This window comes from Streptomyces sp. NPDC050546, assembly GCF_044457425.1.
GTDB lineage: Bacteria > Actinomycetota > Actinomycetes > Streptomycetales > Streptomycetaceae > Streptomyces.
Genome location: NZ_JBITGX010000008.1, coordinates 422,753 through 434,732, shown reverse-complemented (window position 1 = coordinate 434,732; position 11,980 = coordinate 422,753). Strand labels below are relative to the sequence as shown.

Here is an 11,980-nt window from a genome sequence, read left to right as displayed (position 1 = left end):
CGACCGCGACGACCGCGGGGTGCCGCACCCGCGAAACCGGCGTACACCGGGCTGTCCGACGGGACTCGATCCGCAGGCGCAGGAAGAAATCGGTTTCGGTGCGCGGTGCGGGCGCAGTACCGTCCGGACCGTGAGCGACACACTGGCGGCCTTCACCGCACGGGCGGCAGAGGATCCCGGAGTCGTGGGCCTGGTCCTCAGCGGCTCCCAGGTCCACGAGGGCATGCCGACCGGCCACTCCGACCACGACCTGCATGTCGTCGTCGGGGACGAGGCCGCTTCGCCCCTCGTCGAACTGGACGGGTTCCGCTCGGCCCACCTCGACCTCGTCGTCATCCCGCTGGCGGAGTTCCGGACCCGCGGCATGCCCGGCCGTCCCGACCACTTCGCGCGCTACTCCTATGTCCACGCGGAGGTACTGCTCGACCGGCTCGACGGGGACATCGCCCGGATCCTCGACGAGAAGCGGAGGCTGGGCGCCGAAGAGGCCCGGGCCGCGGTCGACGGCTGGCTCGACGCCTACGTCAACCAGACCTACCGCTCCTTGAAGAGCTACCGCGACGGCCACCCGGACATGGGCCATCTGGACGCCGCCGAGTCCGTGCCGTACGCCCTGGAGGTGCTCTTCGCGCTGCACCGCCGTGTCCGGCCCTACAACAAGTACCTGCGGTGGGAGCTGGAGCGGAGCCCGCTGGGCGACCGGCGGTGGGAGGCGGACCGGCTGCTGCCCGTCGTGGAGCGCCTGCTCACCGACGGCGACCCGGACACGCAGCGTGCGCTCTTCACCGGCATCGAGGGGGCGGCGCGGCGGGCCGGGCACGGCGGAGTGCTCGACTCCTGGAGGACGGACCTGGAGCTGCTGCGTCCCTCCTGACGCCGGGGCGTCTCCCACTGTTTTCCCGACTTCCCTTGCGTTCCACGGGTGTTGCCCACGAACCTGAGCACCGTTCATCTTCTTCCCTCCGCCCTCCCCGACCGGAGACACCCCCCATGAAGAGACTGATCGGCACCCTCATGGCCGCCGCCCTCGCGGTCACGGGCCTGGCCGCCACCGCCGCGACACCCGCCGTCGCCGCGGACTCCGGCTCCTTCAACGTCCTCACCTACAACGTCGCGGGCCTCCCCGAGGGCCTGAGCTCCGGTAATCCGGAGAAGAACACCCCGCTGATCTCCCCTCGGCTCGGGGCGTACGACATCGTCAATGTGCAGGAGGACTTCAACTACCACGCCGCCCTGTACGCGGGCGACGACCACGCCCACCGCACCGCCACCAGCGGCGGTGTCCCCTTCGGCGACGGCCTCAACACCCTCTCGGACCATCCCTTCGAGGACTTCCAGCGGGTGAAGTGGAACAAGTGCACCGGCACCAACTGCCTCACTCCCAAGGGCTTCTCGCTGGCCCGGGTCCGGCTCGCCGAGGGCGTCTTCCTGGACCTCTACAACGTGCACACCAACGCCGACGCCACCGAGGACGCGCTCGCCGCCCGCCGGGCCAACATCGAGCAGCTCTCCGACTTCATCCAGGCGAACTCCGCGGGCAACGCGGTGATCGTCATGGGCGACACGAACACCCGGTACACGCGCTCCGGCGACAACATCCGCACCCTGCTGAGCGAGAACGGCCTCACCGACGCGTGGGTCCAGCGGGTGAAGGGCGGTACGCCCCCGGCCCAGGGCAGCGACGCGCTCGTCTGCCCCACGACAGCGCCCACGAACGACTGCGAGGTCGTGGACAAGGTCCTCTACCGCGGCAGCAAGCTGCTCAGCCTGAACGCGACCCGCTACAGCAACGAGTGGGCGTCCTTCCTCGACCCGGCCGGCGCCAACCTCTCCGACCACTTCCCGCACGCGGTCGACTTCACCTACCGGCTCGACTCCGCCCTGCGCGCGAGCGACTTCTTCGGCGGTCCGCACGGCACGGCCTTCAACGACGCGGACGACCTGCCCGCGACCCCGGCTCCCCGCACGCTGACCCTGCGCGGCAGCGCCCGCCTGGACGCGGTGTCCCTGACCCACGACGGCGGTACGACGCTCGCCCACGGCGGCACGGGTGGCACGGCGACGTCCCTGACGCTGGCGGCCGGTGAGCACCTGACCTCGGTGAGGCTCACGCAGGGCCAGAAGGACGGCCGTACACGCCTGTTCTCGGCGGCGTTCACGACCGACAAGGGCCGCACCCTGTCGGCCGGTACGGCCGCCTCCGACGCGAAGACCTTCACGGCCCCCGCCGGACGGCAGATCGTGGGCTTCACGGGCCGCGCGGGAACCGAGGTCGACAAGCTGGGAGTGGTGTACGCGCCGATCCGCTGAGTCAGGCTCCCGGCGGGTTCAGGGCTGTCAGATCGGCGGGCAGCAGCTCCGGGTGGTAGGTCGCCAGGGCCGCGCCGCCGAGCCACCAGCCGCGGTGGACCAGGGCCCGGCACAGGCCCGGGTCCAGGCGGTCGAAGACGGTCGGGACGAGGGCCAGGTGCCGGCCGTCGAAGGCGGGGTGTTCGGCGAAGGCCGCGCGCCAGCGGCGCAGGGCGTCCGGGCCCTCGGCCGGGAAGTCGGTGGAGAGCTGGACGAGGACTCCCCGGCGGGCACCGTGCGGCAGTTCGCCGTCCGGTCCCGCCGCCCTCGCCTTCTCGAAACGGTCCACGACGGCCCGGGTCCGCAGCGTGGTGCTCTGCCGGTACAGCAGTGAGTTCGCCCGGGCCAGATCGCGGACGACGGGGACGCGCCCGTACACACCGGGGCGCAGCAGTCCTCCGGCGTTGAGGACGCACAGGAAGGTGTGGCGGTAGCGGTCCCCGTCGATGGCCTCCAGGCCGGTGTTGTCGTACGTACCGCCGTCGAGCAGCGCGGGCGGGTGGGTGGCGCACGGGAAGGGGCGCCGGTCGAGGACGACGGGTGGGAAGGCGCCGGGCACCGCCGCGGAGGCGGACACGGCCCGGCTCAGCCGCAGCCGTGTGCCGGCCGTGGGAGCCAGGCCGATGGTGTAGTCGCCGTACACGTCGCGTTCGAAGGTGAAGCGGGCGCCGGTGGTCTGGTTGGCCGCGTTGACGATCCAGCGCACCTGCGGATCCAGCCCCTCCAGTTCGGTCCTCTCGAAGAACCAGTCGTCCAGACGCCTGGCCAGCAGGTCCGTGCGGGTCGTGGGGCCGAGGGTCCGCCACAGGCCGCGCAGGAGGGCACGCTTGAGGGAGCGGGAGGAGACCCGGTCGACGAGCGGTGCGATGACGAGTTCGTCCACGGCACGCGCGGTGAAGCCCTCCTGCCGCAGGGCGGGCCAGGCCGTGGCCAGGCAGCCGTTGGCGACCGAACCGCCGGACACGGAGGAGGAGTAGCGCAGCCGGGCCAGCAGCCCGGTGTCGGCCAGCAGCCTGACGAAGCCCAGTGCGGAGAGGGTGGCGCGGAATCCCCCGCCGGACATCGCGAGCGCGACCGGGTGCGCGGTGGCGGGCGGTTCGGCCGGGCGGAGGGTGTCACCGCAGGGGCGGGCCACGAGGCCGGTGCCGAGGGCGGGCGAGTCGACCATCCATCCGGGAGCGGCGGCCGGCACGGTCTCGGCCGGGGGCGCGGGCGGGGCCGGGGCATGCCGGGCGGAGGTCATGGCCGGTCTCCGATCGTGACGACGAGCGCCTGCTCGGCGGGCGCCCGGACGTCCACGCCGAAGGCGCGGCCCTCGCTCAGCCGGGTCAGTTCCTCCTCGGCGAACGGGATGTGGTTGGTCAGGTGGACGACGTACTCGTCGTCCGGTGCCCGGGACTCGACGAGCCAGCGCAGGGTGTCCTCGTTCGGATGGTGGTGGCGGACACCGTCGGCGGAGACGACGTAGTGGTCGGCCCGCACCTGCTCGAAGAAGCCGGCTTCCACGTTGCGGTCGCTGCCGTGGTGCGGCAGTTTCAGCAGATCGACGTGGAGCGGTTCCGAGTCGTCGAGCAGGCCCAGTTCGCGCAGCCCGGTCAGCACGTGGTCGCCGCGGGCGTCGCCGGTGAGCAGCGCGGTGCGGCCGTGGTGGCGCAGCAGCAGGACGATGCTGGAGAGGTTCTGCACCGACGAGTCGGAGTACGCCGCCGTGATGACGTCGGGGTCGCCGCGCTGTTTCGCCTTGCGCCAGCGTTCCTCCAGTTCCTCCAGCGCCGCTTCGTCGGGCGCGACGACCGTGACGTCCAGGTCGCCGAGGGTGGTCTCGGCTCCTTCGGTGAGCGGCCCGCCGAACGGGGTGTTGCCGTCCAGGTGCAGTGCGCTTGCCGCGTTGCGGATGTCGCGGCCCTGCTGGTAGCTGGCGGCGACCGCCGCGTCGGTGGCGGCGCGTTCGACGAGCGGCCGGACGGAGGCGCTCAGCCCGGGTGCGCGCTTGTCGACGAGTTCCTCCACGGAGTTGAACCACAGGGCGTCCACCGCGTACGGCGGGGCGTCCCCGTCCTGCTGGGCCTGCCTCATGTCGCGGAAGAGCCGTACGAGCCCGCCGGCGTGGTCGTCGTCGACGTGGGAGAGGCAGACGACGTCGAGGTGCGGCGGGGCGTCGCCGCCCGTCCCGAGCTGCTGGAGCCGGCCGCGGAGCGAGGCCCGGTAGACACCGCCGGGACCGCCGTCGACGAGCATGACCCGTTCGTCGGGTGTGCCCCAGCGGACGAGGAAGCAGTCGCCGTGCTTGGCGTCGAGGAAATCGAAGGTATACATGTCAACCTGCCTGGCTGGTGGTTCGGCCCGTCAGACGGACTGCACGGCGCGCAGTACGTCGACGAGCCCATGGCCCTGGAAGTGGCGTTCGCGGGCGAGGTCGGTCGCGGTGGCGCAGAGGATCTCCTTCACGCGTTCCGGGCGGCCGAGCAGCTCCCGGTGGCGGGCGAGCAGCATGGCGGCGGCTCCGCTGACATGGGCCGCCGCCTGACTGGTCCCGTGCATGGCGGAGATGCCCTCGCCGGGGATGGGGCCGTCGATGTCCTCCCCGGGCGCCACCAGGTCGGGCTTGAGCCGCCCGTCGCCGGTGGGGCCCCGGCTGGAGAAGTAGCTGACGCCGTGGCGGTGCGGGTTGCTGCGGTGGGTGGAGCCGACGGTGATGACGGAGTCCGCGTTGCCGGGGTCCGAGATGCTGATGTCCCGGTAGTCGGCGCCCAGGGTGTGCGCGGTGCCGCCCGTGAACCCCGCGTTCCCGGCCGCGGTGACGACCACGACACCCGACCGGGTCAGGCGGTCGCACTCGACGCACACGGGTGTCCAGCCGGTGGAGTGGCTGGCGACGTCGTGCGGGACGGACAGGCTGATGTTGACCCCGGCGACGATGAACCGCCCGGCCTGCTCGTTGATGTGACGGATCGCCTGGAGCGCGGTGACGATGGAGAACTCGTCGCCGCCCCCTTCGTCGTCGAGGACCCGGAAGTCGTAGAGCCGGATGCGCGGGCAGATGCCGCGGAAGTCCAGCTCCGGCCACCAGCCGCCGATGATGCCGGCGATGTGGGTGCCGTGCTGGTCGCCGGGCGGTGGCCGGGCGGGCTGTCCCGGGGCCGGGGTGGTCTCGACGGACGGCAGGGCGGCCGCCCAGTTGACGAGGCCGCCCACGAGGACGTCGGCGGAGAGCTTCTCCCGTACGCCGGTGAAGTCGAAGGAGCGGGCGATGCGCGTCTCCAGCGGCTGCGGCGTCGGGCCGGTGGTGTCCCAGTCGTGGAAGGCGGGGTGCCGTGCGTCGATACCGCTGTCGACCACCGCCCATCCGATGGTGGCGGTGTCGACCGAGAAGACCTGCTCCGCCGCGTCGGCCTTGATCGTCCGCCGGGACCGTACGACAGCGCGGGTCGCCGGCCGGTTCGTCGTCACGGAGACGATCGGGTACTTCTGCCTGCGGTCGGCCACGCGCCCGACGGCGGTGTGCGGCCCGCGCACCGGGGTGGTGTCCACGACGACGTCGTCGAGCATGTCGACGAGTACGCCGGTCACCTCCTGTTCGCGGGTGTCGCTCCGGGCCAGGTCCGGCCGCGCGTTCTCCACGACGCGGTGCAGCAGCCGCAGGAGCCAGGTGAGATGGCGGCCGCGTTCCTGGCGGCGCTCCATGCTGTCGTGGATCTCGCTGGTGGCGGGGGTCCTGACGTGTCCGGCGAGGGCAGCCTCGACGCCGTCCGCGCCGCCGGTCCCGGCGAGTTCGTGGGCGACCCGCACCGCGCCGGCGAGGCTGGTCAACGGCAACAGGTCGCTGACGAGTTCCTTCAGGGTCAGCTGTGCGGCCACGAAGCTGCCGGCGGCGATCGGACGGCACTTCTCCATCAGCCCGCGGCTCTGGAAACGTTCCAGCACCCGCTCGACGCCGTACTCCTCACGGATCGCGAGGATCAGGTCCTGGCGTCCCGCCGAGGACGGCCGCGGCGGCTGGGCGAACGCCAGCCACACGTCGAAGTGGACGGGGCAGTAGGTGGCCCAGAGGACAGGTACGGGTCCCTCCCCATAGAACACCGCTGCGAGATCGGCTCGGTCCATGTGGATTCCCGGTGCGCTGTGCGTACGGCCCCGCGCGAGGCGGTGGGAGACGCGAGGGCGGCGCGAGGGCCTGATCTCATTTTCCGCCCTGGTCATGGGCACTGCAACCGCTGGGCGTCAGGCTACGATCACCGAGCGTCTGTGGGACCCGCACACCGACGCGGCATGACCGTCCCGGCCCTCTTCGAGAGGTAACCCCCAGAACCCCCATGCCCAGAGCCGGCCTCACCCCCGACCGCCTCGTCGCGGCCGCAGCCGACCTCGCCGACGAGGCCGGCTTCGAGCGTGTCACCCTGTCCGCCCTGGCGCGGCGCTTCGGCGTGAGGGACGCCAGCCTGTACACCCACGTCCGGAACCTCAAGGACCTCCATACCCGCATGGCGCTCCTCGCGGGCGGCGAGATGATCGACCGGATCGCGGCGGCGGTCGAGGGGCGGGAAGCCGGCCGGGACACCCTCGCCGCCTTCGCCGGTGCCTACCGGGCCTACGCCCTCGAACACCCCGGCCGGTACGCGGCGACCCAGATCCCCGTCGACCAGGAGCTCCTCGCCGACTCCCCCGCGATGCGCCGCACGGCCGACGTCACCTACGGCATGCTCCGCGCCTACGGCCTGGAGGAACCCGACCTCACCGACGCCGTGCGCCTGCTGCGCAGCACCTTCCACGGCTACTGCGCCCTGGAGTCCAACGGCGCCTTCGGGGCGCGCCGTGACGTACAGGCGTCCTGGGACCGGGCCATCGACGCCCTGCACGCCCTGCTTCTGACCTGGCCCCGCGAGGAGAGGACCCCCGATGCGTGACGCCGCCGGCTCGATAGCCGAGACCTACTCGCTCGGCACCGGCCCCTGGACGATGACGCCCGTCACCCGGGGCGCCCTGGGCCAGATCTGGAGACTCTCCGGGAACGGCTCCTCCTGGGCCGTGAAGGAGCTCCTCTTCGGCTGCGACGAAGCCCAGGTACGCCGCGAGGCGGCCTTACGGGACTCCGCGGAGCGCCTCGGCATCGCCTCGCCCCGGCTCCACCCCGACCGGCACGGCGCGCATGTCTCCCGCCTCGACACCCCGGGCGGCAGCTCCTGGGTGAAGCTGTACGACTGGGTCGACGGCACCCGGGCGGACGCCTCCGACCCGGACGTGCTGGACTGGTTCGGCCGGGCCATGGCGCTGCTGCACCAGGCCGGGGAGGGCGCCGTGGACACCCCGAGCGGCTGGTACGAGCGGTGTCCTGACGACGCCGAGTGGGACGACGTGCTCAAGAAGGTGCGGGACGCCCGCCTGCCCTGGTCGGACGAGCTCGGCGGCTTCATCGCCACGTCCGCGCCCCCGCTCGCGCACTGGGTCACCCCGTCCGCACCGCGCGGCCTCGTGACCTCGCACCTCGACCTCCAGCCGCAGAACGTCCTGGTCGGCGCGGACGGGCCGGTCCTCCTCGACTGGGACAACGCGGGGCCGGTCTCGGCGGAACGGGAGTTCGCCCGGGCCCTCTACATCTGGTCGGGCGGCAACGAGGTGGACATCGAATCCGCCCGGCGGCTGGCACGGGCCTACCGCGACGCCGGGGGTCCGGCCGTCATCACCGGCCCGGAGTCGTTCTCGATGCTCTTCGCCACGGCCCTCAACTACGTCCACGTACAGGCCGAGACGGCCGTCGATCCCACCGTGACCGATGCGCAACGCGCGTTCGCGGGCGACCAGGCCCTCGCCTTCCTGCGCGGTGTACCGGACCTGGCCGCCGTCGCCCTGCTGGTCGCCGCGCTCGACGGCTGGAGGGTGTCTCTCTGACCGGTTGGTCAGTTGATCGGATGTGCCTGTTCGGCAGCAGCCGACGACGCTGAGGGGACCGGTCAGGCGAGCCGGCCTGCGGCCGCAGCCAAGGCGGTGAGTACCCGGCGGGTCTTGTTCTCAGGGTGCTCGGAGAGGGGCACCCCGCGTTCCCGTACCGCCTCCTGGAGTTTCCGCTGCTTGCGCTCGGCCCGTGCCGTGAACGTCTCCCGGTCGTCCTCGTCCTTGGGTTTCACCCGGATCGAGACCTCCAGGAACTCCAGGCCGGTCACCGACCACACCTCCAGATCGGCCTTCAGGTCGTCGAGCGGGACGTCCTCGATCTTCGTCGACAGGACCGGCCCCAGCGCGACCAGCCCGTCGAGCGGGACGGAGGGCGCACAGGCATCCAGGAACTGCTTCTGCACCGCGTCCGTCGCCGCGCCGGCATCGGCTCCCCGCTCCACCGCGTCGCCAAGCGTCCCAGGAGGACAGTCGCGTACCAGAGCGGCCGCCAGCACGCGGCCGTTCTTCGACCAGTCCTCCTCGATCCGGTAGGTGAAGGGTCCCGCTTCGAAGGCGTCGGAGAACCGGCCGACCAGCTGCTCTTGCTCGCACGGACGCAGCTTGACCGTCAGATCCTCCGATGCGCCGCCCAGTCTGAAGCGCACGATCACGCCGTTGTCCAACAACGGGACCCGCCCCTCGGCGGCCCCTTGCCGGTCTTCGGCGAACCAGATCCGGCGCGATGTCAGCGCACCCCGCGAACTCCCGAGAGCCGACAGCGCACCGGGCACATCGCCCTCGACATTGACCTTGATCTCGGCTGGAAGCAAGCTCATGACATCGCTCCTGCACATGTTTCAGGGGGGTGCAATCCTCATGTTGTGGCGCCGGGTTTCAGTGTGAGTGCCCCCCTGCTGCCAGCTCGCCTTCCTCGAGGTAGAACTCCCGCCCCGTGACGAGCCGCAGGTCGCTTCCGGCCGGCCCCTCGCCGACGAAGCCCGCCGTGACCTGGTCGCCCTCTCGCAGTCTGCCGTCCGGGCCGTCGGGCCTCGCGGCGATCGCGAGAGCCGGCCCTTTCCGCAGCACTTCGTCGGTGAGCTCGGCACGCGAGGTACCGGGAGCCTGCCGCATCGCAACGACGTGGTCGAAGTCCGGGGGCACGGTGACGAGGTGCGCGAGGAATCGCTCGTCAGCCTTGCCGAAGGCCAGGTAGGTCAGGTCCGTTGGGCGGACGGCGTGGCGGTCGAACCGCCGGAAGTGAACGACGTGCCGTACGTCGACCGTCACCGGGTCCAGGATTTCCGTTCCGCCGCGTTCGAAGTGGCCGCGGAACAGGGTGCCGGTGAACGACGTGCGTGCGGGTTGCCCGTCTTCGCCGACGAGCTCGGTCAGGACGAAACGTTCGGGTCTCAGTGTGTACACGGCTGTCCCGGTCGTCCGCCGGTCGTCGACGTACACCTGCTGCGCGTCGCCCGCGTCGTTGGTGAAGGTGGCCTCGAGCAGGACCTGGAAGTCGTGAGGTCGCATGAACATGGGCAGGTGAGAGAGGTACGCCGTCTCCTCCCCGACCACCAGCATTCCGTGGGTGGCTTTGGGATCAGTGGCCGCCATGTTTCTCACCTCCGTTCGAAGCCCCCGCCTTCGGTCAAGGCAACTGGGCTTCTCGGGAACTGCCTTCAATTTTTTCACACCGTCCGAGAGGCCGCACGCGGCACCACGGGGAGCGGGAGCGGCTCCGTGTAGCCCATCGGGGCGGAATCGCACCGCCGGCAGAGCCAGCCGGACGTGAAGGAAACGCTCCGTACGGTAACCAGGCCTCCGGACACAAGAGGAGAAGGCATGGCGATCTGCATTCATCACATCACGCTGCGCCCCGAGGCGGACGAGAACGCGTTCGCTCGATTCGCCGCCGAAGAACTTCTTCCTGCTGCGCGAACGTTCACGGGCCGCAGGGCGGGGTTGCATGACGATCGCCATGTGATCGTCAAGGACCACACCGAAGAGCGAACCTACTTGTGGATCACCGAGTGGACCTTTCAAGGAAGCGAGAGCCCTAATTCCTTCACCGTGGCCGTCGGGCCACGACTGAAATCGAAGCTCGACGCCTTCGCTGTACATAGCTTCAAGCTCTACGCCGGCTTGGCGCGGTCCAGCCATGAATCCATCGTGACACCGACCCTCGATGTCCCCGACGATCTCACCGACCCCGAAGGCTGGCTCGGCGAAGACAACTGGAACGTCGTGTGAGCATTCCGCCTGACAGGCGCGGACCTGACGGTCGGTCTGGAAAGGAGCGGGGAGCGCGAATTGGCCGTCACTCGAGTTGTGTGAAGGTGCAAATTTGAGGCCGCTCCGCTCCAGCGAAACGCGATGTGGCGTCGACCCCGGAACGTGCAATGATGGGTATGTGAGGCAGCTCACACCATGATCCTGTGATGGGTGAAATGGTCACGGGCCCGTCGGTCCGCAGCGAGGAACAGACTCCCCCTGATTCAAGGAGTATCGCGATGACCAGCGAATTTCGACATCATTGCATAACCCCTCAATGCATAACCCCTCCGTATCTGCTCGAAAGATTGCTGAAAAGTGATGACGGCGAGGTCCGCCAGGCCGCGCTGAACACCATGCTCACCACTGCCCATCTGCGGGGCGAGCGAGCGGTCCGAGCAGCCTTCCCCGGTATCGCCACTCCCGGCAACGCTCGTAGGACGATCTACGACTGCCGGAACACCACGTCTCTGCCCTTCGCGGTTCTGGCGCGGTCCGAGGACGGGCCGGAGTCGATCGATGTCTCCGTCAACCGGGCATTCGACATGCTCGGCAAGACGCGGGACTTCTTCCAGCGGGTGTTCGCGCGGAACTCGATCGACGGTCACGGGATGCGCCTGGACGGATACGTCCACTACGGCTACGAGTTCGCCAACGCGTTCTGGGACGGGCGCCAGATGGTGTTCGGTGACGGGGACGGCCGCGTCTTCTCCGACCTCACGGGCTCCATCTCCGTGATCGCCCATGAACTGGGGCATGGGGTGACCGAGCACATCGCTGGGCTCGAGTATCACAAGCAGTCCGGAGCCCTGAACGAGTCCATGTCGGACGTGTTCGGGGCGATGGTCGAGCAGTGGACGCTGAGTCAGACGGCCGAGCAGGCGGACTGGCTGATCGGCCGTGAGGTCTTCACGCCACAGATCGAGGCCGACGCGCTGCGATCGATGAAGGCTCCCGGGCATGCGTGGAACGTCGAGAAGTTCGGCAAGGACCCCCAGCCGGACCACATGTCCAAGTACGTCAACATGCCGGACACCTACGAGGGAGACTGGGGTGGGGTGCACTACAACTCCGGCATTCCGAACAAGGCGTTCTACTTGGCGGCGGCGACCATCGGCGGACACTCGTGGGAGGCAGCCGGACTCATCTGGTACGAGGCTCTCAAGGCGTCCAACAGCGAGACACGGTTCCAGGAGTTCGCGGACACCACGTACCGGAAGGCCGGAGAGCTGTACGAGGCCGGCAGCGTTGAACAGATGGCCGTGCTCGGGGCGTGGCAGGAGGTCGGCATCTCGATCACCGGGGTCTCGGCCGGGCTCGCGAGGGCGCGCCGTCGCACAGCCGGCCAGAACGGGGAGGCGATCGCGGCGGTCAGGGCGCTGACGACCCAGGTACAGGAGCTGAGCCGGGACGTGGCCGCGCTCAAGGGACGTGTGACGGCCGGCGGTTGACGTCGAGGGGTCGGGCGGCCGACGCCATGTTCCTCTGTGTG

11 protein-coding genes are annotated in these 11,980 nt (G+C 70.3%); 6 read left to right on the top strand and 5 right to left on the bottom strand.

Translation table 11 applies throughout. The features are described from left to right. The first annotated feature begins 130 nt into the window (after positions 1 to 130). Both ACIBK5_RS22405 and ACIBK5_RS22400 read left to right on the top strand, forming a co-directional pair. Positions 131 to 874, top strand: coding sequence for a hypothetical protein (locus tag ACIBK5_RS22405; RefSeq protein WP_399021669.1), 744 nt, complete (start codon positions 131 to 133; stop codon positions 872 to 874). A gap of 116 nt (positions 875 to 990) precedes the next feature. Beyond that, positions 991 to 2,310, top strand: coding sequence for a jacalin-like lectin (locus tag ACIBK5_RS22400; RefSeq protein ID WP_399021667.1), 1,320 nt, complete (start codon positions 991 to 993; stop codon positions 2,308 to 2,310). 1 nt (position 2,311) lies between these two features. Here ACIBK5_RS22400 and ACIBK5_RS22395 read toward each other — a convergent pair whose 3' ends face one another. Genes ACIBK5_RS22395 through ACIBK5_RS22385 form a run of 3 tightly spaced genes read right to left on the bottom strand, consistent with a single transcriptional unit; the run spans position 2,312 to position 6,453 of the window. Next, positions 2,312 to 3,592, bottom strand: coding sequence for a patatin-like phospholipase family protein (locus ACIBK5_RS22395; protein ID WP_399021665.1), 1,281 nt, complete (start codon positions 3,590 to 3,592; stop codon positions 2,312 to 2,314). Then, complete coding sequence (locus tag ACIBK5_RS22390) at positions 3,589 to 4,665, bottom strand: ComEC/Rec2 family competence protein (RefSeq protein WP_399021663.1); 1,077 nt, start codon at positions 4,663 to 4,665, stop codon at positions 3,589 to 3,591. The genes ACIBK5_RS22395 and ACIBK5_RS22390 overlap by 4 nt, the downstream gene beginning before the upstream one ends. A 30-nt stretch (positions 4,666 to 4,695) precedes the next feature. Next, positions 4,696 to 6,453, bottom strand: a complete 1,758-nt coding sequence (locus tag ACIBK5_RS22385) for a S8 family serine peptidase (protein WP_399021661.1) — start codon at positions 6,451 to 6,453, stop codon at positions 4,696 to 4,698. A gap of 209 nt (positions 6,454 to 6,662) precedes the next feature. On the opposite strand from ACIBK5_RS22385, the gene ACIBK5_RS22380 reads away from it, so the two are divergent. Continuing rightward, positions 6,663 to 7,253 carry a TetR/AcrR family transcriptional regulator gene (locus tag ACIBK5_RS22380; protein WP_399021658.1) on the top strand — a complete coding sequence of 197 codons (591 nt, stop codon included), beginning with the start codon at positions 6,663 to 6,665 and terminating at the stop codon, positions 7,251 to 7,253. Further along, positions 7,246 to 8,235, top strand: a complete 990-nt coding sequence (locus ACIBK5_RS22375) for a phosphotransferase enzyme family protein (protein WP_399021656.1) — start codon at positions 7,246 to 7,248, stop codon at positions 8,233 to 8,235. The genes ACIBK5_RS22380 and ACIBK5_RS22375 overlap by 8 nt, the downstream gene beginning before the upstream one ends. Before the next feature lie 62 nt (positions 8,236 to 8,297). Here the strand turns inward: ACIBK5_RS22375 and ACIBK5_RS22370 are convergent, their stop codons facing one another. Further along, on the bottom strand, positions 8,298 to 9,056 hold the full coding sequence (locus ACIBK5_RS22370) for a hypothetical protein (RefSeq protein WP_399021655.1): 759 nt from the start codon (positions 9,054 to 9,056) through the stop codon (positions 8,298 to 8,300). Positions 9,057 to 9,114: 58 nt separating this feature from the next. Further along, entirely contained in the window at positions 9,115 to 9,831 is a 717-nt protein-coding gene (locus ACIBK5_RS22365) for a hypothetical protein (protein WP_399021653.1), read from the bottom strand. A 228-nt stretch (positions 9,832 to 10,059) separates the two neighbouring features. Between ACIBK5_RS22365 and ACIBK5_RS22360 the strand changes: the two genes are divergently transcribed. Together ACIBK5_RS22360 and ACIBK5_RS22355 are read left to right on the top strand one after the other, a co-directional pair. Further along, on the top strand, positions 10,060 to 10,467 hold the full coding sequence (locus tag ACIBK5_RS22360; protein WP_399021651.1) for a hypothetical protein: 408 nt from the start codon (positions 10,060 to 10,062) through the stop codon (positions 10,465 to 10,467). 260 nt (positions 10,468 to 10,727) lie between these two features. Next, a complete protein-coding gene (locus ACIBK5_RS22355) occupies positions 10,728 to 11,939 on the top strand; it encodes a M4 family metallopeptidase (protein WP_399021649.1) in 1,212 nt (403 codons plus the stop codon). Positions 11,940 to 11,980: the final 41 nt, after the last annotated feature.